The 26,074-nt window shown below is 61.2% G+C and carries 18 protein-coding genes and 1 tRNA gene; 8 read left to right on the top strand and 11 right to left on the bottom strand.

Going from position 1 to position 26,074, the window contains the following annotated elements; translation table 11 throughout:
- Positions 1-26: 26 nt before the first annotated feature.
- Positions 27-1,004 (bottom strand): lysylphosphatidylglycerol synthase transmembrane domain-containing protein, encoded by a 978-nt coding sequence (locus CZ345_RS09565; protein WP_077072898.1) that lies wholly within the window; start codon positions 1,002-1,004, stop codon positions 27-29.
- A gap of 346 nt (positions 1,005-1,350) precedes the next feature.
- Between CZ345_RS09565 and xerD the strand changes: the two genes are divergently transcribed.
- From xerD to CZ345_RS17185, 6 genes are all read left to right on the top strand, one after another.
- Positions 1,351-2,475: a site-specific tyrosine recombinase XerD gene (gene xerD / locus CZ345_RS09560; RefSeq protein ID WP_083717294.1), complete on the top strand. Its 1,125-nt coding sequence runs from the start codon at positions 1,351-1,353 to the stop codon at positions 2,473-2,475.
- A 3-nt stretch (positions 2,476-2,478) separates the two neighbouring features.
- Entirely contained in the window at positions 2,479-5,331 is a 2,853-nt protein-coding gene (locus CZ345_RS09555; RefSeq protein WP_077072897.1) for a CBS domain-containing protein, read from the top strand.
- A gap of 498 nt (positions 5,332-5,829) precedes the next feature.
- Positions 5,830-7,833 (top strand): alpha amylase C-terminal domain-containing protein, encoded by a 2,004-nt coding sequence (locus tag CZ345_RS09550; protein WP_077072896.1) that lies wholly within the window; start codon positions 5,830-5,832, stop codon positions 7,831-7,833.
- A gap of 871 nt (positions 7,834-8,704) precedes the next feature.
- Positions 8,705-9,022: a DMT family transporter gene (locus CZ345_RS09540; RefSeq protein WP_077072894.1), complete on the top strand. Its 318-nt coding sequence runs from the start codon at positions 8,705-8,707 to the stop codon at positions 9,020-9,022.
- A gap of 59 nt (positions 9,023-9,081) precedes the next feature.
- Complete coding sequence (locus CZ345_RS17190; protein WP_204224255.1) at positions 9,082-9,414, top strand: helix-turn-helix domain-containing protein; 333 nt, start codon at positions 9,082-9,084, stop codon at positions 9,412-9,414.
- Positions 9,415-9,451: 37 nt separating this feature from the next.
- Positions 9,452-10,072 (top strand): substrate-binding domain-containing protein, encoded by a 621-nt coding sequence (locus tag CZ345_RS17185; RefSeq protein ID WP_204224253.1) that lies wholly within the window; start codon positions 9,452-9,454, stop codon positions 10,070-10,072.
- A 464-nt stretch (positions 10,073-10,536) separates the two neighbouring features.
- On the opposite strand, the gene CZ345_RS09530 is transcribed toward CZ345_RS17185, so the two are convergent.
- The 8 genes from CZ345_RS09530 to CZ345_RS09485 all read right to left on the bottom strand — a co-directional run bounded on the left by CZ345_RS09530 (position 10,537) and on the right by CZ345_RS09485 (position 20,738).
- A complete protein-coding gene (locus CZ345_RS09530; RefSeq protein ID WP_077072893.1) occupies positions 10,537-11,811 on the bottom strand; it encodes a (Fe-S)-binding protein in 1,275 nt (424 codons plus the stop codon).
- Between the two features lie 2 nt (positions 11,812-11,813).
- Positions 11,814-13,190 (bottom strand): FAD-binding oxidoreductase, encoded by a 1,377-nt coding sequence (locus CZ345_RS09525; RefSeq protein WP_077072892.1) that lies wholly within the window; start codon positions 13,188-13,190, stop codon positions 11,814-11,816.
- Between the two features lie 363 nt (positions 13,191-13,553).
- Entirely contained in the window at positions 13,554-14,720 is a 1,167-nt protein-coding gene (locus CZ345_RS09515) for a pyridoxal phosphate-dependent aminotransferase (RefSeq protein WP_077072890.1), read from the bottom strand.
- Between the two features lie 103 nt (positions 14,721-14,823).
- Positions 14,824-16,101: a TRAP transporter large permease gene (locus CZ345_RS09510; RefSeq protein ID WP_077072889.1), complete on the bottom strand. Its 1,278-nt coding sequence runs from the start codon at positions 16,099-16,101 to the stop codon at positions 14,824-14,826.
- A gap of 9 nt (positions 16,102-16,110) precedes the next feature.
- Positions 16,111-16,725: a TRAP transporter small permease gene (locus CZ345_RS09505; RefSeq protein ID WP_162274959.1), complete on the bottom strand. Its 615-nt coding sequence runs from the start codon at positions 16,723-16,725 to the stop codon at positions 16,111-16,113.
- A 357-nt stretch (positions 16,726-17,082) separates the two neighbouring features.
- Complete coding sequence (gene dctP, locus CZ345_RS09500) at positions 17,083-18,171, bottom strand: TRAP transporter substrate-binding protein DctP (RefSeq protein WP_204224251.1); 1,089 nt, start codon at positions 18,169-18,171, stop codon at positions 17,083-17,085.
- 653 nt (positions 18,172-18,824) lie between these two features.
- Positions 18,825-19,874, bottom strand: a complete 1,050-nt coding sequence (locus CZ345_RS09490) for a RelA/SpoT domain-containing protein (protein ID WP_077072885.1) — start codon at positions 19,872-19,874, stop codon at positions 18,825-18,827.
- Between the two features lie 360 nt (positions 19,875-20,234).
- On the bottom strand, positions 20,235-20,738 hold the full coding sequence (locus CZ345_RS09485) for an HD domain-containing protein (RefSeq protein WP_077072884.1): 504 nt from the start codon (positions 20,736-20,738) through the stop codon (positions 20,235-20,237).
- A 705-nt stretch (positions 20,739-21,443) separates the two neighbouring features.
- Between CZ345_RS09485 and CZ345_RS09480 the strand changes: the two genes are divergently transcribed.
- Positions 21,444-22,109 (top strand): ATP-binding protein, encoded by a 666-nt coding sequence (locus tag CZ345_RS09480; RefSeq protein ID WP_077072883.1) that lies wholly within the window; start codon positions 21,444-21,446, stop codon positions 22,107-22,109.
- 880 nt (positions 22,110-22,989) lie between these two features.
- Positions 22,990-23,065 (top strand) — tRNA-Asn (locus tag CZ345_RS09475).
- A gap of 204 nt (positions 23,066-23,269) precedes the next feature.
- Here CZ345_RS09475 and CZ345_RS17715 read toward each other — a convergent pair.
- Together CZ345_RS17715 and CZ345_RS09465 are read right to left on the bottom strand one after the other, a co-directional pair.
- Positions 23,270-23,572 carry a DUF4268 domain-containing protein gene (locus CZ345_RS17715; RefSeq protein WP_476738454.1) on the bottom strand — a complete coding sequence of 101 codons (303 nt, stop codon included), beginning with the start codon at positions 23,570-23,572 and terminating at the stop codon, positions 23,270-23,272.
- 132 nt (positions 23,573-23,704) lie between these two features.
- On the bottom strand, positions 23,705-25,819 hold the full coding sequence (locus tag CZ345_RS09465; RefSeq protein WP_077072882.1) for a DUF262 domain-containing protein: 2,115 nt from the start codon (positions 25,817-25,819) through the stop codon (positions 23,705-23,707).
- Positions 25,820-26,074 lie beyond the last annotated feature (255 nt).

Genomic DNA, 26,074 nt, shown 5'->3' with positions numbered 1-26,074 from the left:
CGCGCCTTCCCCACGGGGAGGCGGGCTTATGCGGTGGGGGGAAGGAGGGTTTCCTTTTCTTCCCGGGCTATTTCCTCCGGCGTGCGGCGGCGGAGGCGGAATTCATAGAGGAAGAGAAGCAGCACGGAAATGAGCAGCGGGATGATGTAGTAGAGCACGCGGAACACCAGAATGGCCCCGAACAGGCGCTGCGGCACCACGCCGTGAATGATGTGCATGAGAATGAGTTCCAGCACGCCCACGCCGCCGGGAACGTGGGTGAGCACCACGGCCACCTGGGCAAGGAGGTAGTTGGGCAGAAAATCGGCAAAGGAAATGCTGCTGTGTTCCGGCAGAAGCACATAAAGGCAGGCGGCGGCCACGAGAAGGTCGGCGCAGGCCACGGCCGTCTGCGCCAGAGCTATGGGCAGGGTGGGCAGGGCGAATTCCTTCTTGAAGATGCGTACCGCGCGGCCCCTCGCCCACCAGCACACGAAAAGGTAGAGCACGCACAGGCCGAGCAGCGCGGCCCCCAGCGGCCGGATGTGGGAAGGTTCGATGGAAAGTTCCGGCGGAATGTGCACGTCGGCAAAGAGCAGCACGCCCCCGGCAAGGCCGAGCGCGCCTATCCAGAACGTGACGGCCAGCATGAGCACGAGGCGCACGATGTCGATGGCGTGGAAGCCCCAGGCGCTGTAGAGCCGGTAACGCACCGTGGTGCCGCCGAGAAGCGCGCCCAGATTGTAGCTGATGGCGGAACCTGCGAAGGACACGAGGCAGATGCGCGGGAAGGGCAGCTTGCGGTGTATGGCCTTGACGGCCAGCCAGTCGTACCCCACGAGAATGGCGTAGTTGAGCACCACGAGAATGACCGCCATGAGAAGCTGCCTGTTCCGTATGTGGAGTATGCTGTCGACTATTTCCTCCATACTGTAGCGCTTGAGCTTGTCGTAGAGAAGCCAGCAGGCCAGCGCGCAGATGAAGATGACGAGAAGCTTTCCCAGAATCGGCAGATATTTCTTCATTATCGGCAGTCCGTTACCATAGGGATACAGGGTTGTGCCCGGGAGATGGTTCCTTTTTGCGCAACCACAATACCCGTATGGCAGCGTAAAGGCAAGGGGAGGAGAGAGACAAATGCGGTAGGGCGCGGGCCGGGCTTTGTTTTTTCCTTTTTTTCCGCGGAAGAAGGGCGCCTGCCTCCTTGCGCCGCAAGAGGCGCGGCGTTTTTCCCCGTGCGGGGAGGGAACTTTTTTCATGCTTCTCATGAGGCGGAGGAGCCTGCCCTCATGCGGGGGCGTTGACGCTCCGCCCGCGCGCCGTTAATCTGAGGCCGGAATATGGCATGAGCCGGAAGGCGGGAGGTATGGCATGGCGGAAGAGGCGGCAAAAAGCCCGGCGCGGCGCGGCAGGCCGAGAAAGGAGCGTTCCGCGCTTCTGGAGGCGCAGGCCGCCATAGACGCGCCCGCTCAGGAAAGGAAGGAGCGCGCGCCGCGCCCCTCGGCCCTGAAAACGGCGCGGAAGGCCCCTTCGGACAGCCTGCGTTCTCTCGGGGAGCGCTGGCTCGACGAGCTTCTGGCCGTGCGCGGCCTTTCCCCGGCCACGGTGGATTCCTACCGGCAGGACATCGCCTCCCTTTCCTCCTTTCTGGAGGAGAGCGGGGCGGAGAATCTTTCCGCAGGGCAGGCGCTGGCAAGGCTGGATGACGAGGAGCTTCTGCTCTTTGTGGTGTGGCTGCGCGCAAGGGGCGACGGCAAGCGCACGCTGGCGCGCCGCCTTTCGTGCCTGCGCGGCTTCTTTTCCTGGTGCGCCGACAGAGACATGATGGAGGGCAACCCCGCCGCCCTTCTGGACGGGCCGAAGCTGCCGCATACCCTGCCTTCCGTTCTGAGCCGGGAGGAGGTGCTCGCGCTCATTGCCGCGCCGGATGAAGGCACGAAGCTCGGCCGCCGCGACAGGGCCATGCTGGAACTCATGTACGCTTCCGGCCTGCGCGTTTCCGAACTCATCGGCCTGCACCCGCTGGACATCGACCTTCAGCGCGGGGTGGTGCGCGTGTTCGGCAAGGGCCGCAAGGAACGCCTCGTGCCCATCCATGCGCGGGCGCTGGCCGTGATGGAACGGTATCTGCGCGAGGTCCGGCCCGAATTCATGCCGCAGGACAGCCATGTGTTCCTGAACCGCTCGGGCACGGGACTCACCCGGCAGGCGGTGTGGAAGCTCATCCGCCGCTATTCGCTGGAGGCGGGCATGGACCGCGATATTTCGCCGCATACCATGCGGCACACCTTTGCCACGCATCTTCTGGAAGGCGGGGCCGATCTGCGTACCGTGCAGATGCTGCTCGGCCATAGTGACCTTGCGGCCACGGAGCTTTATACCCATGTGCGTTCCGACATTCTGGAAGAGGTGTACCGCCGCTGCCACCCGCGCAACGCATCCGCACAGGAAGAAACCGGCCTTCCCCCGCAGGGGGAGCCGAGCATGAAGGAATGACCGATGAGCGCCGATACCGTCATCACCTGCCACACCAACGCCGACAACGATGCCCTCGCCTCCATGGTGGGCGCGCTTTTCCTGTACCCCGGGGCCGTGCTGCTTTTCCCCGGCAGTCAGGAACGGCAGGTGCAGGAATTCTATGAAGAGGTGGTGGAACCCCTCTTTCCCTGCGTGAGCCAGAAAGAGCTGGACGTGGAGGCGGTGCAGCGCCTCGTGGTGGTGGATACGCACCTCAGAAGCCGCCTGCCCCAGGTGAAGAAGCTCCTTGAGGAGCGGCCCGGCATCGACATACAGGTATGGGACCACCACGCCCTTTCCGACGACGAAGGGGAGGACAGGCTCGCCGCCTCCCTTCTGCGCGTGGAAGGCGCAGGGGCCGCAAGCACCATGCTGGTGGAGGAAATACGCAAAAGAAACCTTTCCCTCACCTGCGAGACGGCCACCGCCCTCGCCGCAGGCATTTACGGCGATACGGGTTCGTTCCTCTACAGTTCCACCACGCAGAGAGACATGGAGGCCGCGGCGTGGCTGGTGGGGCAGGGGGCCGACCTTGCCGTGGTGAGCCGCCTCATCACCCGAGTCATGGGCCGCGAACAGCTCAAGGCCCTTTCCGCCATGCTGGAAAACACGCAGGTGCGCGAGGTGGGCGGCGTGGTCATGGCCATATCCTCCATGCAGAGCGAAACCTTCCTTGAGGATTTCGCCACCCTTGCCCCGCGCATCATGGAAATAGAGGACTGTTCCGTGCTTTTCGCCATCGCCTCCATGGAAGACAAGGTGCAGGTGGTGGGCAGGAGCCGTTCCTCCCTGGTGGACGTGGGAGAAATATGCCGCAGGCTGGGCGGCGGCGGGCATCACTACGCGGCCTCCGCCTCGGTGAAGGACATGACGCTGCCTCAGGTGCGCGATTTTCTGAAAATGCAGGCCTCGCTCATCGTGAACGCCGATGAAACCGCGGGCAGGCTCATGACCGCGCCCGCCCTCGGCGTGTCGGAAAAGCTCACCATAGGCGAGGCGCAGGCGCTCATGATACGCTACGGCCTGAAGGCCGTGCCCATTTTCGCCGACGGCACGCAGCGCTGCGTGGGCCTGCTTGCCCAGGAAACCGCAGCCAAGGCTTCCGGCCACGGGCTGGCCCATGTGGCGGTGGCCATGTACATGCAGCGTTCCTTCAGCGTGGTGCCCGAAAGCGCGGATATTCAGGAACTTGTGGATATCATGATAGGCGGGCAGCAGCGCCTCATTCCCGTGGTGGGCGGCGGCGACGTGGCGGAAACGGACGAGGATGTCCGCGCAGGCCTGCTTATGGAAAGAGACGTGGTGGGCGTGGTCACGCGTACCGACATCATACGCCTCTTCATGGGAGAGAACGGCGCGCACATTCCCCCGGTGAGCCGCAAGGCGCGCAAGGAACGCAACCTTTCCTCCGCCATGTGCAAGCGACTTTCCCCTCCGTGCATGACCTTTCTGCGCATGGCCGGGGAAATCGCGCAGGATATCGGCGCTTCGGCCTATGTGGTGGGCGGCTTCGTGCGCGATCTCGTCATGGACGGCAAGGGCCTCAAGTGGCCCGACATCGACATCGACCTCGTCGTCGAGGGCGACGCCATGGCCTTTGCCCACAAGCTGGGCATACGCCTCAAGGGCCGCGTGCGCGAACACCGCGAATTCATGACGGCCATGCTGGTGTTTCCCGCCGAAAGCCTGTGCGCCGATGTGGAAAAGCACCGCCGCACCCATCTGGCCGACCCCACGGAAATCAAGGTGGACATCGCCACCGCGCGCCTGGAATTCTATACCGAACCGGGAGCCCTGCCCCAGGTGGAACGCGGTTCCATCAAAATGGATCTGTACCGCCGCGACTTTTCCATCAACGCCATGGCCGTGCGCCTCAATCCGCAGGTGTTCGGCCAGCTTGTGGACTTCTTTGACGGGCAGGAGGACATCCGCAACAGGCGCATACGCACCCTGCACGCCCTGAGCTTTGTGGAAGACCCCACGCGCATGTTCCGCGCCGTGCGCTTCGAACAGCGCTACGGCTTCCGCATGGGCGCGCAGTGCGAACGCTTCATGCGCAACGCCATAGACGATCTGCACCTCATTCATCACCTTTCCGGTTCGCGCATCTGCCATGAGCTGGAACTCATGATGGAGGAAAGAAATCCCTTCCTCGCCTTCCGCCGCATGGACGAGCTGGGACTGCTGGCCGAGGTGCATCCGCTTCTGCGCATGAACGACGAAAAGCGCGACATGGCCGACCGCGTGCGCCGCGTGCTGGAATGGTACATGCGCATGTACCTGCCCGAAGAGCCGGATCTGCTCATGCTCATGGTCATAGCCCTGTGCCGCCGCGCCCCGGGGCCGGAAGTGGAGAACCTGCTCGACAGGCTGCAGTTCTCCGACAGAAGAAAGCGCGAAACCATGCTCGTGCGTTCCGCCATCATGGCCGCGCGGCAGGGCATGAACCAGTGGGAGAAGAAGAACGGCCCCATAAGCGAACTGCACCGCCTGCTGGGCCGCGCGCCGCTGGAAACCCTGCTTTACCTTCTGGCGCAGGAAGACGGGGAGGAGCAGCACGAAAAGCTCACCCGCTACATCTACATGGGCCGCCAGATGAAGCCCGACGTGAACGGCGACGACCTCATGCGCATGGGCGTGGAGCCCGGCCCCATGATAGGCCGTATTCTGAACGAGGTGCTCATTGCCAAGATGGATGATGAATCCATGGGCAGGGAGGAGCAGCTCGCCCTTGCCGCCCGCCTTGCCGTGCGCTTCGTGGCCGAGGCTGCGGCGGAACGCGGGCGCACCCTGGGCGAAGTGCTGGACGAGGCCGGGGAAAAGAAGCGCGCGTAGCGGAGTGTTCCGCACGGCCGGGCCGTTGCGCCCGCGTTTCCGCAACGATGAGCCCTGCCTTGCGGGGCATACGGGCCTTCGGGCCGCAGAGGCGGGGAGGGCCCCCGGCGGAGCGTGCGGAGAATGTTTCCGAACGCGGGTTTCCGGCTCCGCCGCTGCCCATGCCCGGAAGATGCGCCGCGGCCGCGCCTGGGAAGGCCGGGGGGCTTTTTTGCGCCGCAGGGCCTGCGCGGCGCGGAATACGCAGGAGGAGGCCCGTTTCGCACATTTGGGAAGGCGGCCGCCGGGGCGGGCGGCGGAGGGGCGTTTCCTTGCGGAAGAAGAGGGGGGAGACCTTTTCGCCGCGCTCTGCGGGACTTGTGCTTTTGCTGCATCATTGGTTATGCTGAATACGGGCGAAGAGCCGTGCGGCGGGGCTTTTCCGGCAAAGGTCGCCGGCGGACGCCGCGGGGCGCGCCGCCCCCGTTTCCCTGAAAAGTGCGTAAGGAGGAATGCGGCATGGCATTGCTGAATCCGTTGACCGATACCGAGCTTTCCGACTACCTGCCGTTTCTGGAAGAGCGGCGGAACCGTTACCGCGAAGAGAGCGCGCGCATCCTGCGCGGGCACGGTTCCCTGAAGGAGTATGCGGGCCTGCATCAGCAGCTGGGCCTCAGGCTGGTGACGGACGCGGGGGGCTCCCGCCGCTGGTGCATGTGCGAATACATGCCTTCCGCAGGCCGCGTATGGCTGACCACGAACCGCATCAACTTCGAACTGCGCCCGGAATATGAATTCGTGCGGCTGGGGCACGACCTCTGGCGGCTCTACCTGCCGGAAGAAGCGCTCTGCCACGGCGATTATTACGAGATACGCCTGTACGGCAAGGGCGATACCGGGCTTCTGCGCCGCGTGCCCGCCTTTGCCCGGTGGGTGGAGCAGGACAAGAGCAACCCCGACCAGTGGTGCGCGAGGGTGTGGGCCCCGGAAAAGCCCTATGAATTCCGCCATGCCGCCCCGGCAAGGCCGAAGTTCCCCCGCATTTACGAGGCACACATAGGCATGGCGCAGGATGCGCGCACCCATACCAGGGGTTCCATAGGCAGTTACGACGATTTTTCCTCCAAGGTGCTGCCCCGCATCAAGGCCGGGGGCTACAACGCCGTGCAGCTCATGGGCGTGCCCGAACACCCGCTCTACAAATCCTTCGGCTATCAGGTAAGCAGCTATTTCGCCCCCTGTTCCCGCTACGGCGACCCGGAAGGCTTCTGCCGTCTGGTGGACGAGGCCCACAGGCTGGGGCTTTACGTCATTCTGGACATCACCCATGCCCATGCCTGCGCCAATACCGAGCAGGGACTCGCCAAATACGATTCCAGCGCCTATTTCTTCGATACGCGGGCCAATCAGTGGGGTACGCCTTCCTTCGATTACCGGAAGGACATGACGCGGCGCTTTCTGCTTTCCAACTGCCGTTACTGGATGGAGGAATTCCATGTGGACGGCTTCCGTTTCGACGCCGTGGGCAACATGCTCTATACCGATCACGGCATAGGGGACAGTTTTTCCCATGTGGGGCGCTGCTTCTACGCGCCGGACGGCACGCACCGCACCAACGCCTGGGGCGAGCTGTACCTGTGCATGGCCAACGCCCTCGTGCACGGGCTGAACCCTGCGGCCGTGACCATTGCCGAGGAATTCAGCGGTATGCCCGGCCTTACCTGCCCGCCGGAGCAGGGCGGGCTCGGCTTCGACTACCGCTTTGCCATGGGCCTGCCCGACTTCTGGGGCAAGTACATCAAAAAGCCCGGCGACATGGGGCGGCTGTGGTATGAAATGACCAATCACCGCCCCTACGACCGCACCATAAGCTATGTGGAATGTCACGATCAGTGCATCAACGGCGACGATGCCATGATCTGGCGGCTGGTGGGCGATGCCATGTACACCCGCATGAGTCCCTTCAACGCCACCTGGAACGAGACGCGGGGCGTTTCGCTGTACCGGCTCATGCGCGGCATCACCCTCACGTCCGCCGATGCGGGCTATCTCAGCTTCATGGGTACGGAATTCGGCCATCCCGAATGGCTGGACGATGAGGAACACGCCCACCGTCAGTGGCAGCTTGCGGAAGATCAGGTTTCCTTCTACGCCGCGCTCGCCCGCTGGGACAGGGCGCTTTTGAAGGATATTGTGGACAGGCACCGCCGCGATTTCGCGAAGAACCCGGAATTCCGCTTCATTCATGAGGATCATCGCCTGCTGGCCTTCGGCCGCGGCAGGCTCCTTTTCGCGTTCAACTTCCACGAAACGCGGCCGGAGCCGGAACTCTGCTTCCCCGTGCCTCCGGGAAAGTATGTGGAAATCCTCTCTTCCGATGAACCGCGCTTCGGCGGCTGCGGCAACCTCGTGCCCGGAAAGCCCGCCACCGAACACTTCAGCGACGCTGCCACCGGCATAGACATGCAGAACATCACCCTGTACCTGCCCCCGCTCACCATGCTGGTGCTGGAAAGAAAGTAGAAAAACAGACTCTCCGGCCCGCCCGCATCCGCCGGACGCGGCAGGGCGTGGAAGAGGCTCCCGGAAAGGAGAAAGGCCCGCCGAGGTATAGCCCGGCGGGCCTTTTGCGTGCGCTTTTTGCCATGAGCCGGGGCGCACGGCGCGTCTGAACGGTGGGGGCGTTTTTTGCGGTATTCTCTCTTCAGTCCGGGATGGGAACAGGGGCGGGGCAAAAGAGCGGCGTGCTTCCCTTCCATCGGGCGGGAGGCGGCCGTGCTCTGCCGGAGAAGAGCAGGGCACGTCGGCGAGGGGAAGGCCTGCCGGAGAGCCTTTTTCCTTCGCTGCGGCATTGCCGCCGCAGACAGCATCGGCGTGTCGCATGTGCGGTAAGGGGCTTTTTGCCGGAGGAGAGGGCGGCAGGGCACGGCGTTTGCCTTTGACTCCCTTGCGTTCTTCTGCGGTACGGAGCCTGCCCGGCGGCCCGGCTTTTGCGAGGAGTTTTTTTACGAGCAATGAGACCATGCCCGTGCGGAGGCAGGGTCCGGCGAGACTCATGCTGCGCGTTCCGGCGAGTTCTGCCGAGGGGAAGCCGCCTTTTCACGAAAAAGGGCGGAGAGAAAAGCCCGGAGGGAAAGCGCAGTTTCCTGCGGCGGAGAAGACCGGAGGGCGATGGCCGGGCGCTGTTTTCCGGCGGCTGTTCTGCGCTGCAGCGCCGGGAAGGCAAAATGGGGGACGAAACCTTAAAGTCCTGCTTTAAGCTCCTTCAGGCAGGAGCCTTTTTTTTATGCTACCCCTTTCCGCGCCGGGACATGCCCGGCAGGCGCGCTTCTTCGCACAAGCAAAGGCGCGACATCATCTGCAGAACATGCGGGAGAGAAAAGGAGAAAAAGGCATGAACGCATGGATTCTTCTCATCATGGCGGGGCTTTGCGAGATAGGCTGGCCCCTCGGGCTCAAATGGGCGCAGTCCGGGGCATGGAGAGTGCCGGGCGCGGTGATGGCCGTGGTATGCATGGCCGTGAGCGGCCTGCTGCTTTTTCTGGCGCAGCGGCATATCCCCATGGGCACGGCCTATGCGGTATGGACGGGCATAGGCGCGGCCGGGGCCTTCGTGACCGGCATGCTGCTTTTTGACGAGCCCTTTTCCCTCATGCGTGCGGCGGCGGTGATGCTCATCGTGTCGGGCGTGGTCATGTTGAAAATGGCCTGAGCTTCCGGGTCGCGAAAAAAGGCATTGACCCGCGCCGCCCCGTGCGGCAGGAAAAAGGCATGATCATTACGACGGAACGACTCCAATATCTCTGGGCCGTGGCCGAAACAGGCTCCTTCACCGCGGCGGGCCGCCGCCTCGGCGTAAGCGCGGCTGCCGTGCAGCAGGGCATCGTGCACATGGAAGAGGAGCTGGGGGCCGGGCTTTTTCTCCGCAGTCCGGGCAGACGGCCGGAACTGACCGAGCTGGGGCGGCAGTTCTACTTTCATGCGCTGGACATCATTCCCCGGCTGGAAGGGCTGGAACACATGGCCGCAGCGCGCGGCCGCGGGCGGGAGGCGCATCTGCGGCTTGAGCGGGGGGGGCGGAGGCTGTCTCTTATACGCAGCTAGATGTGTATAGGGGCCGGGGGGGGGGGGGCATCTGCGCGTGGGCCTGCACGGCTTCGTCACCACGCCCGCCGTGCTGGAGGCCCTGGCCGGGCTGCAGCGCGCCTTCCCCTCGCTGGAACTTTCCGTGTACGACGGCGAGGATGCCGTGCTGCACTGCGACAAGCTGCGCCTTCTGGACAGCAGCGCCCGTCACGGCGTGGACATGCTGCTTGCCCCGGCGCGCCTGCGCTACGATCACGGCGGTCAGTCCGTGGTGGTGGGGCGCATCGTGTGGCGCGTGGTGGCGGCTTCGGATCATCCGCTCAGCCGCATCCGCGGGGAACTTTCTCTGGATGATCTGCTGCGTCATCCCCAGCTTCTGCCCATGCCCGGCGTCATCAGTTCCGATGCCTTTTACGACAGCTTCCGCCTGAGCAGCCGCCTTGTGCATTACAGCGAGTTCCACCAGCTTCGGGAAATGCTCCTTGCCGGCATGGGCTTTGCCGTGTTTCCCCTGCAGCTTGCCCTGCCGCTGGTGCGCGAGGGCAGGCTCAAGGTGCTGGAACTGGACTTTGACGACGGGGCAAGCTCCACCCCTGTGGAACTGGCCTGGGTGAACTCCCTGGGCGAGGCCGGAACATGGCTGGTGGAGCGTTTGCGCGCGCAGGAATGGGAGTAGGGCGTTTTTCTGCCCCTCCCGTCATGGGGCATTTCTTTTGCAGTGTGGGCGGCGTGAGGCCGCGCTCTGCCTGAAAAGGGCTCTGTGCGCCCGGCGGAAGGAATGCCCGGGCGCTGCCGCTGTGGGCGCAGCATTCTGAAGCGGCGGGAGCAAGGCGGCAGCAGCCGTGTTGGCGCGAAGAGGCCTTTGCCGTTTTTGGCCGCCTTCTGCGGGGCGGTTCCCGCAACGGAGGGAAAGCCGCCTTGTTGCGCAAAAGGCGCGGAGGGAAAAGGCCCCGGAGAGAAACGTTTTTTTGCGGAAGAAAAGGGGGAAGCCGGGCCTGTTCGCCGCTTCTGCCGGGCGTACCGCAGCGGGGCACGGAGGGGCCGCGGGGAGAGCCTGCGGCCGACGAAAAACGCCTGCCGGAGGAAGTTCCGACAGGCGCTTTTTTTCCGGCAAGGGGAGCGGCGATGCGCTCTCCTTGCCTATTTTCCGAGAAGTTCGAGGGTATGGCAGGCTCTGGCGTCGGCCTTCAGGCGCTTCAGATGGTTGTTGAGCTGGAGCACGCAGCCGGGGCACTGGGCGGTGACGATGTCGGCCCCGCTCTGGATGACGGTTCTGGCCCGCGCCTCGCCGAGTTCGTCGGCAATATCCGGGTTTTTCAGGCTGGAAACGCCGCCCCCGCCGCAGCAGGCGCCGGGGTCCTGAAGTTCCATAAGCTTTATCCACGGCTTTGCGGCAAGCTGCCTGCGTACGGCGCGGCCCACATGGGGGTCGAGCCGGAAGTGACACGGATCGTGCACGGCGACGATGAGCGGGTCGGCCGCGCTCACGGGACGTTCGCGCAGGCGCAGAAGCGCGGCGGCAGGCAGGTGTTCCGGCATGGGGGCGGTAAAGCCGCTGCGTTCATCGTGCTTTTGCAGAAAGACCGCGGCATCGGTGATGCGGCCCGAAAGTTCCCTGCCCGCGGCTCCGTATTCGCGCGAAAGGGTGCGGTGGCAGGTTGCGCACAGGGTGAGCACCGGCATGTCGGGACAGGCGGCAAAGGCTTCCGCATTGTGCTGCTGGGCCTTTTCAAAGGCCTCCCCGAAGCCGCTGAGCTGCGCGGGAGCGCCGCAGCAGGACTGCGCGCGGGGAATGAACACCGTGTAGCCGCGCAGGGAAAGGGCGTTCACCAGGGCAAGCGCGGCGTTCACGTTCACCAGCCCGCCGAAGCAGCCCGTAAAAAGCGCCACTTCCCCCACCTGCGTCACGTTGTCCGGCGGCATGACGCGCTCGGGCAGAATGTCGAACAGGGATTTCTTCGCAAGGTCCGGCAGGCTTCTCTTGCCCGCCGCGCCGCACAGGGCGTCCGGCAGGTGCCGTATGCTTCCGCGCGTATCCCGCGGAAAAACATGCTGGAAGAAGGAAGCGATGCGGATCATGTTGCGCATGAGCTCGCGCCGGGGCAGAAGGGTGCAGGTGACGAGTTTTTCCAGCCTGCGCGAGAGCGTAAGCTTTCCGTCGCCTTCGGCAAGGCGCGCGTCGAGAATGATCTGCGCGCCGTCCACGCCCTTGCCGCAGATTTCCGTGCAGGCCAGACACTGAAGGCAGCTTTTGATGGAATCGTGATAGCGTTCCCCGGGCTTCAGATCGCCCGCGGCCACGGCGCGCGCAAGGTCGATGCGGGCGCGCGGGCCGAAGGTTTCCACCAGATGATGTTTATAGCTGGGGCACACGCTGAGGCAGCGGCCGCAGTATTCGCAGGTGGGGCCTTTCATGGCTATCTCTCCAGCTTGCCGGGGTTCATGATGCCGTAGGGGTCGAACAGGCGGCAGATGCCGCGCATGATGCGCATCTGCTCGTCGCCGAGCTGCATGGGCATGTAGGCCTTCTTTTCCAGACCTATGCCGTGCTCGCCGCTGATGGTGCCGCCGAGTTCCAGAATGGCGCGGGTGGAGGCGTCGCAGAAGGCTTCGTAGGCGGCGTCCTCCTCAGGCTTGCCCGGACTGTAGAGCACCATGGGGTGCAGGTTGCCGTCCGCCGCGTGGGCGATGGTGACCACGTTGCACCTATGCTCCTCGGCCAGCTTTTCCATGAGCTTGAGCGCGCGGGGCAGAAGAGAGATGGGAACCGCGTAGTCCAGCGTGACCAGCCTGTCGGCCTTGCGCACCAGGGCGGCCGTGCCGCCGCGACGGGCCTTCCAGAGAATCTCGCGCTCCTCTTCGCCTGCGGCAAATTCCATGCCTGTGGCCTTGTGTTTTTCGCAGATGCCTTCAATGGTCTTCATCTGGCCTTCCAGCACCATGTCCGGCCCGTCCACCTCAATGAGCAGGGCCGCGCCCGCGCCTTCGGGGCAGGGCACGCCGTACACTTCCGCCACGGTGTTCAGGAACACGCGGTCCATGAGTTCCAGCGTGCAGGGCAGAATGCGGTGCCCCACGATGTCCGCCACCACGGAACCGGCTTCCGTCACGTCGGAAAAATAGGCGAGCGCCGTGCGGATGCTCTCCGGCAGGGGAACGAGCTTCACCGTCACTTCCGCAATGAAGGCGAGCAGCCCTTCCGAACCGCAGAGAAGGCGCGGCAGGTCGAAGCCGGTCACGTCCTTCTGGCAGCGGTTGCCCATGTGCACGATTTCCCCGCCGGGCAGAACCGCGGTGAGCCCGAGCAGATAGTCGCGCGTGACGCCGTACTTCGCGCCGCTTGCGCCGCCCGCGTTGGTGGCCACGTTGCCGCCGATGGTGGAATAGAGGCAGGAGGTGGGGTTCGGCGGGTACATGAGCCCCTTTTCCGCCGCCGCCTTCTGCAGGTTCCCCGTCACGCATCCGGCCTGCACGCGGGCCAGCCGGTCGGTCACGGAAACCTCAAGCACCTTGTTCATGCGCGCGCTGCACAGCACAAGCCCCCCCAGCACCGGCACGGGAGAACCGGCAAGGCTGGTGCCGGAACCGCGCGGATACACGGGAATGTGGCGCTGATTGCACAGGCGCATGACGGCGGAGGCTTCCTCCACCGTGGCGGGCAGGGCCACGGCGTCGGGCCGGTGGGTGGCGAAAAGGTCGTAGGCGAAGGAACGCAGGTCTTCCTCGGAATCAAGGAAGCCTTCGGGGCCGAGAATCTTCTTGAGTTCCGCGGCGATGTCGGAAGGCAGGCTCATGCTTTTTCTCTTGTGTCGGCCGGGCGGGCGTGGCCCGCCGGTTCTGAATGTTGCTGTGAAAACTCGCTTTTTGCGCGACGGCGCTTTCTTACTCCCATGCGGGGCGCTTGTGAAGCGTTTTCCCTGCAAGGCGGGCGGGGGGCGGCCTTCGGCATTTTCCGCGCCTTGCCGGAAGGCCTTCCGCTTTTTGTTGCGCTGCGGAAAAGGGCCTTCTTCCGCAGGCGGGGAGCTTCCGGCGGCCTGCCCCGTGCGCCTGTGCCGCGCGGCCTTCTGGCCGCCCGGGGCCGGAAGCAGACTTTCCGCCTTCCCGGGGACGGAAAGGCGGAAAGGGAAAACGGGGCGTTGCGCCTCAGGATAAGGGAACTAGGCGCGCGCCTTCAGGTAGGCTTCGATGCGGTCCATGGCCTCGGTGAGCTTTTCCTCATCCACGGTGCAGGCGATGCGGATGCAGCCCTTCACCGTTTCTTCCGGCCCGAAGGGGAAGCCGGGAACCACGATGACCTGCGCCTTGTCCAGAAGGTCGACGGCAAAGGCGAGGGAATCGTTTTCCGCCGCGTCGATGTGCGGGAAGAGGTAGAAGGTGCCCGCAGGTTCGAGGCAGCGCACGCCGGGCATGGCGTTCAGCCTTCTGGCGGCAAGGGCGGTGCGGCGCGCGTAGGCTTCGCGGAAGGCGAGAAACTCCTCCTGCGGCCCGGTGAGCGCGGCAAGGGCGGCGCGCTGGTTCGGCGTGCCGGTGCTGGCCACGGAATAGCTCAGCACCTTGACCATTTCCTTCATGATCCAGGAGGGGCCGAGGGCGTAACCCACGCGCCAGCCCGTCATGGCAAAGGTCTTGGAGAAGGAGTTGAGCACCACCGTGCGTTCGGCCATGCCGGGCCGCGCGGCAATGCTTTCCGCCCGGCCGCGGAACACGATGCTGTCGTACACTTCGTCGGAAATCACCACAAGGTCGTGGCGCACGGCGAAATCGGCCAGCATGTCCAGCGTGGCGGCGTCGAACACCACGCCCGAGGGATTGCAGGGCGAGTTGACGAGCAGGGCGCGCGTTTTCGGGGTGAGGGCCTTTTCCATGGCTTCGAGCGTGGGCATGAAGCCGTCTTCAAAGCGCGTGGGCACCTGCACGAGGCGTCCCCCGGCAAGGGCGCAGTGGCCCTGATAGTCGGAAAAGCAGGGCGCGGGAGCGACGACTTCGTCCCCTTCGTCCAGAAGCGTGCGCATCACGGCAAGCAGGCCGTGCATGGCGCCGGAGGTGATGAGCAGGTTTTCCTCTTCCCAGGGCAGGCCGTGCTTGGCGCGTTCCGCGGCAAGAATGGCGGCGCGCAGCTCCGCGTCGCCCCGCGAGGGCGCGTAATGGGTGAAGCCTCTGGAAGCGTCCTTCATGGCGGCTTCGCACACGAAGGCGGGGGTGTCGAAATCGGGCTCGCCGATGCTGAGGGAAATGACGTTCTTATATGCTGCGGCCCTTTCCACCATGCTGCGGATGACGCTGAAGCGCAGCGGCGTGACGTGGGAACTCAAGGTGGTGTTCATGTGGCTGTACCCTGATGGTTTGAAGCCCCGGCCGGAAAGGCCGGGGCTTGCGTGCGGAAGAATCACCCTGCGGGAACCTGCCCGCAGAATCTTGGGCGGAGAATCAGAGATAGCCCAGCATTCGCGGTATGGCAAGGCACACCGCAGGCACATAGGTGACGAGCAGCAGCACGCCTATTTCCACCGCGATGAAGGGCAGCACGGCGCGGATGACGTAGGCAAGGTCGAGCTTGGTCACCCCGCAGATGACGAACAGGCACACGCCGAGCGGAGGCGTGAGCAGGCCCACGGCCATGTTCAGCACCATGATCATGCCGAAGTGCAGAGGCTCGATGCCCACCTGCGTGGCCACGTTGAGCAGCGTGGGCGCAAGGATGATGATGGCCGCGCCGCCTTCCATGAACATGCCCACGAAAAGCAGCAGAATGTTCAGAAGCAGCAGGATGATGAGCTTGTTGCTGGTGACGGACTGGATGAGTTCGGCAAGCTGGTTGGGAATCTGCTCCGCGGCGAGCAGCCAGGCGAAGGCGTTGGCCGTGCCGATGATGAGCAGCAGCACCGCCGTGGTGAGCACGCTGGAACCGAGCACTTCCAGAAGATCCCTGAGATGCAGGGTGCGCTGGCACACGCCGAGAAGCAGCGCGTAGAGCACGGCCACGGCCGCGGCTTCGGTGGAGGTGAACACGCCGAACATGATGCCGCCCATGATGATGGTGGGCGCCATGAGCGCGGGCAGCGCCTTCCACAGTTCGCGGAAGAAGCGGCGGGCGGTGAAGGGATTCGGGTCGCGGGGGTAGTTTTCGCGTATGGCCACGAAGTAGCTGTAGGCCATCATGGCGAGGCCGAGCAGAAGGCCGGGCACGATGCCCGCCATGAACAGGCCGCCGATGCTCATGCCCGTGGTCACGCCCATGATGACCATGAGGATGGAAGGCGGAATGATGGGACCCATGGTGGAGGCCGCGGCTGTGACGGCCGCGCTGAAGCCGGGGGTGTAGCCGTTGCGGATCATGCCGGGCACCATGATGGAGCCGATGGCCGCCGCGTCGGCCACGGCGGAACCGCTGATGCCGCCGAGGAACATGGACGCCGCAATGTTGGAATGGGCAAGGCCCCCGGGAATGCGGCCCACCAGCATGTAGGAAAAGTCGATGAGGCGCTGGGTGATGCCGCACTTGTTCATGAGGTCGCCCGCAAGCACGAAGAAGGGCACCGCGAGCAGGGAGAAGGAGTTGAAGCCCTGGAACATGCGCTGCACCACCACGAGCAGGGAGGTGTCGTGCATCAGAAGCCCCGCCACCGTGGTGAAGGCGAGGCACAGGGCCACGGGCACGCCGAGGAACAGCGAAACAAGGAAGACGAGAAAGATGAGCATGAGCATGGCGTTTTCCTACTTTGTTTCGTCGTTGTTCTTCAGGGGATCGAAAACGGGGACGTCGTGCGCGTTTTCGCAGGTGGCGGCCACTTCCGCCATGTCTTCCATCACCGAGCTTGCAATGCTCGCGTTGGAACCGGCGCTGGTGGGGAATCTGTCCTGGAGCATGTCGGCCACCATGCTGAGCGCCATGAGCGCGCCGCCCACGGGCAGGCACAGATAGGGATAGATCATGGGAAGCTGGAGCGCAGGCGAAACCTGCATGGCCCCGCGCATGGCAAAGGCCCAGCCCTTCACCACCACAAGAAGGAAAAAGGCCAGCATCACAAGCTGGATGACGGGCGCAAGATATTTGTCGTACACGCCTGCGGGCAGATGCTCCACAAGAATGCGCACGCCCAGATGCCTGCCCTGGCGGAGCGCCACGGCACTGCCCAGCATGGCCAGCCAGCACATGCTGAAGCGGGCGATTTCTTCGCTGGTCTCAAAGGTGAAAAGATGGGTGAAGCGGCAGAATACCTGCCCCAGCGTGGCCGCGACCATGATAATGCAGAGGGCGATCCCCAGCCACAGGCTGATCTTCATGAGAACATCCGTCAGCCTGTTGATCTGGAAGGATATCAACGTCATGACATTTTTCATTAAGGTAAACCTCAAAAGAAAGGGAGCGCGTACGCTCCTGTTGGAGCCTTCCCGCAGCGGCCGGAACGGACCGCCCCGCAAAAGGCGGGGGCCGCGCCTTCAAAAAAGGCGGAGGGAAGGCTCTTAAGGCCCGCACAGGAAAAAGTCGGGGACGATGCCACCGTCAAAAGACCGTGCGGATGTTGCGGGACAAAACAACCGGGAAAGGCCCGTGAAATGAGCCTTTCCCGGAAAGCGTGCGGCACGTTTCCGCAGGGGGCGCTCAGCCCGCCCTGCGGATGCGGCGTCTTTCGACAAAGGAACGCCGCCTTCCCCCAAAAAAAGGGGGAAATGCCCGGATGCGGCCTACTGGCCTCTGGCGATCTTCACCATTTCCTGCGCTTCGCGGATGCATTCCTGAAGAAGCTGGTCTTCCTTGCCGGCGACCTTGGCTTCCGCTTCCTGGGCGGCCTTGACGGCGCCGTCCACCCATTCCTGACCGATGCGCTTGGCAATGATTTCCAGAGCGGCGGGCTGGGCCGCCTCGCGGAACATCTTCTGTTCTTCGGCGGTGGGGTCGTGAATCTTCATGCCCTTGTCGGCCATGTCCTTCAGGGCCGCGGCGTCGCTGGCGGCGGTGATGCCCGCGTGCACGATGCAGAAGGCTTCCGCGCCCTTCTGAAGCGCCTGCTGCTGTTCGGGAGTCAGGCTCTGGTACTTGTCTTCATTGATGAAGATGACCAGCGGGCCGTAGAGATGCCCGTCGAGCACGAGGCTGTCCTGCACTTCATAGAACTTGGAATCGTGAATGTTGGCGATGGGGCATTCCATGCCGTCCACCACGCCCTGCTGGAGCGCCATGTACAGTTCGCTGTAGGAAATGGGCGTGGGGGACGCGCCGAGGCCGCGCGTCATGGCCATGTGGGCCGGGTTTTCCATCACGCGGATTTTAAGATCCTTCATGTCGGCGGGCGTTCTGAGTTCCGCGCCCTTGGCCGTGAAGTGACGGAAACCGTGTTCGGCCACGGCGAGAATGCGCACGCCCGTCCTCTTGAGGAATTCGTCGGAAAGCTTCTTCACGAAGTCGGACTTCAGAAATTCCCAGCCCGCCGCATTGCTGCTGATGAGGTAGGGAATGTCGAACGCCATGGTCTGCGGCACGAAGTTGGCCGCCGGGCCGCTGGTGAGCGTGCCCATGTCGATGGTGCCCATCTGAATGCCTTCCAGCGCTTCGGCTTCGCCGCCGAGCTTGCTGGCATGGTAGAAGACGAGTTCCACTTCGCCGTTCGTGGCCTTGCGTACCATGTCGGTGTACACGTCGGCCGCGCACACGGTGCGGTTTTCGGGAGTGTCGGGGCCGGAGTTGGCGACCTTAAGGGTTATTTTCGCCTCGGCGGCCGCGGCGCCGGTGAGAAGCATGGCCAGGGACATGAGGACTGCGAGAGATTTTTTCAAGGGAGCGCACCTCTGAACAGGGTCTGATGTGAGTGGGAATCCTTTCCGGCCTTTGGGACGCAAGGAAAGTCGGCTTTTGCAGAACTTATTCCCGGAGGATGATTTTGTCAATAAGACAATAAAATATAACTTGTTGAAAAATATCGTCTTTTTAAAAAATATTCCGATTTTTTCGCTTGGAGACGGCAAAGTTTCCGCAATGCCTGAACATTTTTGGCAGAAAAGGGAGGCTTTGCTTTCCGGTGCGGCCGGGGCGAAAGGCAACGAGAGGGGCGAAAGAGGAAACGCATGGGAAGGCCCGGGGCAGAGGCGACCGGGGGAGGGGAAGCGTACGTCCGCGCCGAGGAGCCATGCCGCGCGGAGTGGGAGGCTTATTCGCTCGGTTCGCGTTTATGGCAGGCACGGATCACGTCGCCGGGCGCGGGAGGGTAGGCTTTTAGGGAAGCTCTTTTCCGGCATGGCCGAGGCGTCGGCTTTCCACCGGGGCGGGGATCGCCTTCTTGCTTCTAAAAAGCGCGGAGGCGAGGAAGAGCGGCCCCCGGCGGCAGGGAATGAACGTTGTCCTTCGTCACCAGATCATGTATAGAGTCTGTCTGACTTCCAGAAGCAAGAAGCCCGCGCGGGGGCGGGCTTACAGGACGTGTGCGGAGAAGTCATTCATTCATCATCCGCATGAGGTGTTTGACAAAATCATTGGTATCCAAAAAGTAGTTCGGGTATGCCTTTTTTATCTCCCGAATACTGTTCGCCGCAATTAGGACGATGGAAACATCAGGATTATTCTTATTCGCCTGTTCCTGGGAAGCATAGACATTTTCTGCAAATTCAAGCTGCTGACGTGAAAAGTTGAGGATGGATATTTTATTTTTCCTGGTATCAAGGTGCATGAGATGGTAACCGGAATAGTTTGTACTGTTTGATTCTATCTGTTTCGCAGTTAATGCAAGCCCTTGAAGTTTTGATGTTATTTGAAGATCGTTTTCAAGCTCTTTCAGCTCGCGAACTATTTCTTCATGGGTATGGTCACGATATTCTTCAAGAACGGGCTGCTTTTCATCCATGGAAAACAGGGCGCTTGACAACTTGAAGAAAGTCTTGAACTTTTCGTCACCCTCACCAGTCTTGAAGGATGATTTTTCTACGATGCCAAGGGTTTCAACGGCCGTAGCCCATGCATGTTGCAATCTTGTTCTGATTTGTATTTCAATATGCAGGATATTTAATTCAGGATGGTTGTTATTAATGTATTTATATACCTGATGCAGGCTTCTATATCCGTCCGGCTTGGGTTTTTTTATGTAATCATTAGGAGGAAGAAGTGGAATATGTTTAAATCTTGATTTACTCAGCGATGAATAAAGGTTATAAACAGCGCTTACATCTTTTAAAATGACGCGAAGGCCGCCTATGTCCTGCATGGTCTCCAGTCCCATGCGCGGATAACGTTTCAGCTTCTGAATGATGGAGGGCAGTCTTTTCAGACGTTGTGCAATGATGGGGTCGTCGTAATCAGACTTTTTTACCTTGAGGCGCAGATAGGCCTGAAACGTATTGATGGGATACGAGTGCAGCGCCCTCCATCTGGAGAGTGTGACAAGAGCCTGTTCCAGTTCTTCAGAGGAAGCATCTACTTTTCTGAGAATACTCCCTGCCTTGTGAACGGAACTTTTGCTGGGGACTTCTATGTGGGCAATGTCGTTCATGTTTATCTCCTGCATCCCTCTGAATGTTACGGCGTTACGGCTTTGACGGAGGAGCGCATACGGCGGAGATCCGGGTCAGGCTGGCGGCCCCGCAAGAATTCGGCACGGCTGTCGGGCGAAGCCATTACCTTTTTCGACGTATTGCTGTGATTCGTCCGATTAGGATATTCGGCCTCGTCATGACATTCTGATTTATGGCTGACAAAGCGTTTCCGTCCTCTTTGGAGTAGAATGAATTTCCTCTGTTATGGCAAGAGTTTTAATGGAAAATTTCTTATGGATATGTCAAGAAGCCGTGCTGCGGCACATGACTGTTGGACATGTTTTTTCGGGGCGCTTTTTTAAGGAGTCTTTTTCCCTTCAGTCCTCAGTCTTCATGCCGAACATGGTCCGGCACAGGGCCGTGCCGCTTCTGGTGCGGAAAATGCGCTCCAGCGCCGAACGAACGGCGTTTCTGCCCGCGCCGTCTTCATGCAGATTGACCAGAAAGTCCGCCTCCACAAGAATGCGGTAGTCCGCGCCGTCCATATTCGTGTAGGTGTGGTGATGCCCCACCAGGTAGCAGACGCGCTCCACCGCGTGCGGCGGCAGGGAAAGGGCGTTCAGCAGCGCTTCTGCTTCCGCCGGGCCTTCCTTTTCCTGAAGCGCGCCGGAACAGGAACCGTAGAGCGCTTCCGCCTTTTTTATGCCGATATCATGCACCAGAGCCGCCGCCTCAAGGATGAACTGCGTTTCGTCATCCAGCCCTTCTTCGCGGCCCAGCAGGCGGGCGAAGGCGTGTACCTTGGTAAAGTGCTGGATGCGCCGGGCGTCGCCGGAAAAATACTCCGTCATGGCAAGAAAAATGCGGTCGATATCGTCCATCATCGTGTCCTTATCAAGGGAAAATCCGTGTGCGACAGGCCTTTCCGGCTTGTTCCGGAAAGGGGGAGGCGCGGGGCGCTTCCCGTGCGGCTTTCCCATGCTTTTTTGCCGGTGTACGGCCGGGAAAAGGCGGCGTCAATGCCTGCGGTCACAGCTGCGGCCCCTTGCTCATGGCAACATCATTCTTATGTTAAAGCCTGCGCCGGGTGAAGCTGTCTGCGCCGGGATTTTTGGCGGCCCGGAGCCGGGCGACCGCGTGCGGGCATCGCCGCCGTGAGCATGGCGCGCCCTCTGCGTCGGCAGGGGAAACGCCGTGTCGTGGTCGGATGCCGGCTCGCCGTTCCCTGCAACATGGCGGCCATAGGCAGAAACGGCGATATCCTGCCCCGGGCTCCGCCTTTGCGTACCCTTGCGGCCTTCTGCGGCTCCCGCTCTCCGGGAACGGCGGGCTTTTGCAGGCAAAGGCGCGGCGGCCGCGGATGGGCCGGGACTCGGGGCGGCGTTGCCGTATCCGGCGGCAGGGAAGGGCTTTCCGGCGCGCGTGGGGACGGGGCTTTCCGCCGCGGAGGAAAATGCCCGTGCTGCGCATGGCGCGGCGGAGAACGGCCGGGCACGGGCCGGAATAACGATGTTTCCGGGGACGTTTTTCCCTCAGTCACTTTTTTCTTTTTTTCGCAGGACCCAGATAATCCATCAGGAGAATCCATGCTCAGAAGAATCATTCATATCGACGAAGAAGCGTGCACCGGCTGCGGCCTGTGCGCCGCGGCCTGTCACGAAGGGGCCATTGCCATGCAGGACGGCAAGGCCCGCCTTGTGCGCGACGATTACTGCGACGGCCTGGGCGACTGCCTGCCCGCCTGCCCGGCCGGAGCCATTTCCTTTGATTTCCGCGAGGCCGACGCCTACGACGAGGAGGCGGTGAAGGCGCATCTGCACAGTCAGGGCCGCACGCTGCCCGCCGAGCCCGCCGGAGACATGCGGAGCGAACTTCGCGTATGGCCGGTGCAGATCAAGCTTGCGCCGGTGAACGCTCCGTATTTTCAGGATGCCGATCTGCTCATCGCGGCGGACTGCACGGCCTATGCCTATGCCGATTTCCACCGCCGCTTCATGCGCGGCCGGGCGGTGCTCATAGGCTGCCCCAAGCTCGACGGTGTGGACTATGCGGAAAAGCTGGGCGCCATTCTGCGCGGCAACTCCGTGCGGAGCGTCACCGTCGTGCGTATGGACGTGCCCTGCTGCGGCGGCATGGAAAACGCCGTGCGCCGTGCCGTGGCCGAATGCGGGCACGACGTTCCCTGCGAAGTGGTGACCATAGGCAGAAACGGCGATATCCTTCCTCAGGCTCCGCTTTTGCGTACCCTGTAGCATTCCGTCGGTTCCCGCGCGGAACGTGCGGTGCTCTTCCGCAGGCCAGGGGAGGCGGCCGCGGCGGATGGGAGACCTGGCGGCGTTGCCGCATCCTGCGGCAGGGAAGGGCGGCAGGCTTCGGCCGGGCGCTCTCCGGCAGGGGAAAAGCCGCACGCCGTGTTCCCGGGCAGGCCGGGGCGGAAGGCCTTTTGCTTTTTCTGCCAGCCTCGGGCGTAACGACAGGCCGGAGCGTGTTGCCGAAGCGGAGGGAGAAGGCGAGGGGGTTTTCGTGCCTTCCCGGCTCTGCGGGGAACGTGCGGAGGTATGAGGACGCCGTGTTTCAAAAACATCGGGGCAGGGAAAGGCGTGCGCCGTTTCAGCAGAAACGGGGGAGGGCAAAGGCGTCGTCGCGTGAGCCTGCGTTTTTCCTGATATCGGAAGGGCGGAGGGGGACGACCTGCCTCCCCTGCCTGTTGCCGGAGCTTTGCCGCACAAGGTTTGCGGTGCGCTTCGGGGCTTTTCCCTGGTGGGCGAAGAGGGGGAGCCGTGCGCCGCGTTTTGCACAGGGGCCGGGCGTACCGCCTGGGAGACGCAGGGCAAGAAAAAGTGCGGAAGGCACGGAAGGCGTGACTCCCTGTTCCGCCTTGTGCCGAGGCTCCTTGCCCGGGCTTCGGAAGAGCGTTTTCCTTCCCTGCGCGGAACATCGCCGCTCATACCGTGAAAGATGCCGTAACGGGGGGAGAAAACACGGCATATCGCCGTATCCCGCGCCCTCTTTTCGTGCCGGAGGAAGAAAATTTCCGGCCTTTGCGGAAAAATTTAAAAAAAGTAAAAAAAAATGCTTGACGGCAGGGGGCAAAACGCCTAAACACATTCCTGCAACGGCGAGTTGCTCCGTTCCCCGATAGCTCAATAGGCAGAGCGGGTGACTGTTAATCACTAGGTTGGCGGTTCAAGTCCGTCTCGGGGAGCCAAATTTCCACAAAGGGCTTACGATGCATATCGTAAGCCCTTTTAGCGTTTAAGGCCTTCGGGGCGTTTTTTGCGTGACGGACGGAGTTCCCTGCCGGGCAGGTGTAGAGCGCAGCCGCCGGGAAGACAGGGGGACTCTTGTTAAGAGATGCCTTTTCGAGTTATGGGAGAGAATTCTTGCAGACAGTTCGAAGGAACAGGGAAAGTCAGCCTGCGACTTCCTGCAAGGAAGGGCATGAACGCATCGTAGAAGCGGCGGCTCTCCTGAGCATGAAATTGCGCCATACGGAGCCAGTCGACTTCATCGTAGATGCTGCCTCTTCAAGGGCGTACATGACGTTTGAGTGCATAAGGTCGCTGTTTCGCTTCCATTGCAGGGCATGTCCGATACTCTTTTTTATATCCGCACCATGGGGGTACAGAAGGTCGAATACCGCTTTATTGCGATCCTTCTCTGCGCCGAGATAGAGTGCTATTCGTGTTTCATTCTGATTGGCTACGCAGAAAATTGGGACTCCGGCATCGCATCCCGGATAGTTTCGTCTGGAGGCTGCGGCATGAAGAAATGGGCTTTCTTCGGCTGAGATACGCGTATGGACTCCGGCACGAATACCGGCAGTGGCGGCGGGTGGCGTGCGGCATCATTGAGGGCTTTTTCGTACGCTTTCTTCCTTCAGGGAAAAGACGAGTTCTCCCTCATCGACGTTGTAAAGTTCAAAGAAGCGACGCAGACGCACGATTTTAGCCTGCGTGCTCATATGCGTGAGAAGCCAGATATCCGGCGCGATTTCCACCCAGCTGCGGGCATCGGGCTTTGTCGTGGCAACGACGCTGCCGAGAAGGTTGTCGTGACTTGAGGCTTGCGCCAGCTTTGTGAGTACGGAAGGGTCGTCCGCGTGGAGCCAGGAAATAACATTCTGATACATTTCCGACCATTGAGATGAGTAGTGTTCTTCGCCACGCCAGCGGAAAGACACAAGCTGCCGACCGGTCATATTGCGGTCTTCGCCAAGGTCGTAAACGTCAAGCTGTTTTTCCTTCGGACGGAACGTCGACTCAGTGCGGGGCCAGATCTGCAACGCCTGCTGCAGGAGCATTTCACTGCGTTCTTTCATCTCGGCAAGTCCCCACGCATTTTTCAGGGCAATGCGCTGATTCATGCGCAGTCCTGAATCTCGAAAGCCGTTTTTCACATCCCGCTTGTCGGGAAAGGAAAGATTGCTGTATATAGAATTGTAGCTTCTTGCCACCATGGTGAGATTGGCGATGCGGTGCAGCCAGGTTGCATGGATGCTTTCCGCGTCTGTACCGAGGTCGTTTTTCCATTTCGGACTGAGCATCTGCGGCATGATGTGTTCGATACTGTAGTCCCCATCCGTGAGATGTTTCCATACGTCTTTGGTTTCCAGCGTGCCGTAATTTTCCAGTCGTTCCAAAAGATAGATTTTGTTTTTGCTCTTCATCTGATAGACGTTTCTTGTGGTGAAAGCGGTACCGAATTCTTCATCATCCGGGAAACGCCCGCTTTCGCGCCGCGCGGAAAGCGTGTACTTCAGCTTTTCGACATACTGTTGAGCCGTTCCGTCAAAGCGCATGATTTCTTTATGCAGTGTAAGGAATATCTTGTTCAGAGCGTTGGTGGGAACCTCGCAGATGATACGCCGGAAAAGAAAACTTTCGACGATCTGGAAGATCGCTTCAATGTCCGCAAGGCTGAGGCTGTTTTCCTGTTCGTGAAGACGCAGAATTTCCAGCAGAAAGGGACGGCTCACCGAGTTTTCCAGCCAGTTCAGGCGGAAAATGCAATCGTTGAGCGTTTTGCTTTTGGTTCCCCCCTTCAAAAGAAGTCTGTAGTATCCGGCGTAGGTAAGCAGCTCTTTCAGCAGCTCTTCAACGTCATGTCGTGATGTGCCCGGTTGTGTTTTATATACATATTCCTTGAACGCATAGTAGGTTTTACTGATGACCGGAGTCACCTGCTGCTTGATGCTGAGAAAATCGCGCACGAAAGCGCTCACGTCATAGTTGGTGCATTCTTCGATTTTGTTCCAGTATTGTTCGTAGAATGTTTCCTGCGTGGGTGAATCCAGCCCCATCAGAATGAAGTTGCGTATCTTGTCGCCTTCGTTCAGGGCAAGCCCCGTAGAGTTCAGGCTTTCAAAAATGAGCTGGGGGTCGTCCTCGGAAGCGTTCAGCCAAATATGGATGATGACCAGGCGCTTCAGCGCGTCGAACAAATCGTCGACGGGAAGCGTTTTTTCACGGAGCCTCCTGCAGAAATAGTTGTAGTTAACCGTAAGATTAGAATCCTTGACGTGTTCGGCAGGACTTTCAAACAGCTTCTGAAAGGCTTTCTGATCGTTTTTTACCGGCTTGAGCTTGATGCGCGTATCGTTCGATTTCCATTTATTAATGAGATATTCTTCCTTGATCATGGAGGCGAGATAAGGGGAAGTCGATTCAAGACAGCCGGAAACGAGAAGGTCGTGGAGCGCGAGCAGAAGAAGCGAAACGGTCGTCAGCCTTTGTTGTCCGTCGATGATGAGGAACTGTTCACTGTCCGCTTCCGAATCGTAAAAGGAGACGATACAGCCGAAAAAATGACTTTTCTGACCGGATTTCTTCAAGCGCACAAGGTCGTCGAAGAGCTGTTTGCAATGTTCGTTTTTCCAGTCGTAATTTCTCTGATAGACGGGAATGACAAAGCGTTTTTTGGAACTCATATATTCAAGAAGAGAGACGGCGTCACCTTTCACGGAGAAACTCCTTCCTATGCGTCAGTTTCTGGCCATGAAAGCAGCGTATGTCAGTTTTTACAGCATGACAAGACAAAGGGCGACTGTGTTTCTTCGAATAGCACTGTTCGTCTTCCGGGAGTCGGAAGCTCCATGAATGACGGAGAATTGCGCTCCATGGCGGGAAGAACGTGATTTTCGCCAGTTCCGTTTCGCCCTTTATGTGTGGCTGTCCCGGCAAACTGGCTGGGCGCGGGCAGCTTATTTTTATTCTTT

The organism is Mailhella massiliensis (genome assembly GCF_900155525.1).
Classification (GTDB): domain Bacteria; phylum Desulfobacterota; class Desulfovibrionia; order Desulfovibrionales; family Desulfovibrionaceae; genus Mailhella; species Mailhella massiliensis.
This window is presented reverse-complemented; position numbering and strand designations above follow the sequence as displayed.

What these genes read in the sequence shown, in the direction of transcription:
- CZ345_RS09505 (WP_162274959.1), bottom strand. Translation starts at nt 16,725, where the DNA reads ATGACGTTGATATCCTTCCAGATCAACAGGCTGACGGATGTTCTCATG.
- CZ345_RS09515 (WP_077072890.1), bottom strand. Translation starts at nt 14,720, where the DNA reads ATGAACACCACCTTGAGTTCCCACGTCACGCCGCTGCGCTTCAGCGTC.
- CZ345_RS09510 (WP_077072889.1), bottom strand. Translation starts at nt 16,101, where the DNA reads ATGCTCATGCTCATCTTTCTCGTCTTCCTTGTTTCGCTGTTCCTCGGC.
- CZ345_RS09540 (WP_077072894.1), top strand. Translation starts at nt 8,705, where the DNA reads ATGAACGCATGGATTCTTCTCATCATGGCGGGGCTTTGCGAGATAGGC.
- CZ345_RS09530 (WP_077072893.1), bottom strand. Translation starts at nt 11,811, where the DNA reads ATGAAAGGCCCCACCTGCGAATACTGCGGCCGCTGCCTCAGCGTGTGC.
- CZ345_RS09565 (WP_077072898.1), bottom strand. Translation starts at nt 1,004, where the DNA reads ATGAAGAAATATCTGCCGATTCTGGGAAAGCTTCTCGTCATCTTCATC.
- CZ345_RS09555 (WP_077072897.1), top strand. Translation starts at nt 2,479, where the DNA reads ATGAGCGCCGATACCGTCATCACCTGCCACACCAACGCCGACAACGAT.
- CZ345_RS09480 (WP_077072883.1), top strand. Translation starts at nt 21,444, where the DNA reads ATGCTCAGAAGAATCATTCATATCGACGAAGAAGCGTGCACCGGCTGC.
- CZ345_RS17190 (WP_204224255.1), top strand. Translation starts at nt 9,082, where the DNA reads ATGATCATTACGACGGAACGACTCCAATATCTCTGGGCCGTGGCCGAA.
- CZ345_RS09490 (WP_077072885.1), bottom strand. Translation starts at nt 19,874, where the DNA reads ATGAACGACATTGCCCACATAGAAGTCCCCAGCAAAAGTTCCGTTCAC.
- CZ345_RS09485 (WP_077072884.1), bottom strand. Translation starts at nt 20,738, where the DNA reads ATGGACGATATCGACCGCATTTTTCTTGCCATGACGGAGTATTTTTCC.
- CZ345_RS09525 (WP_077072892.1), bottom strand. Translation starts at nt 13,190, where the DNA reads ATGAGCCTGCCTTCCGACATCGCCGCGGAACTCAAGAAGATTCTCGGC.
- CZ345_RS09550 (WP_077072896.1), top strand. Translation starts at nt 5,830, where the DNA reads ATGGCATTGCTGAATCCGTTGACCGATACCGAGCTTTCCGACTACCTG.
- xerD (WP_083717294.1), top strand. Translation starts at nt 1,351, where the DNA reads ATGGCGGAAGAGGCGGCAAAAAGCCCGGCGCGGCGCGGCAGGCCGAGA.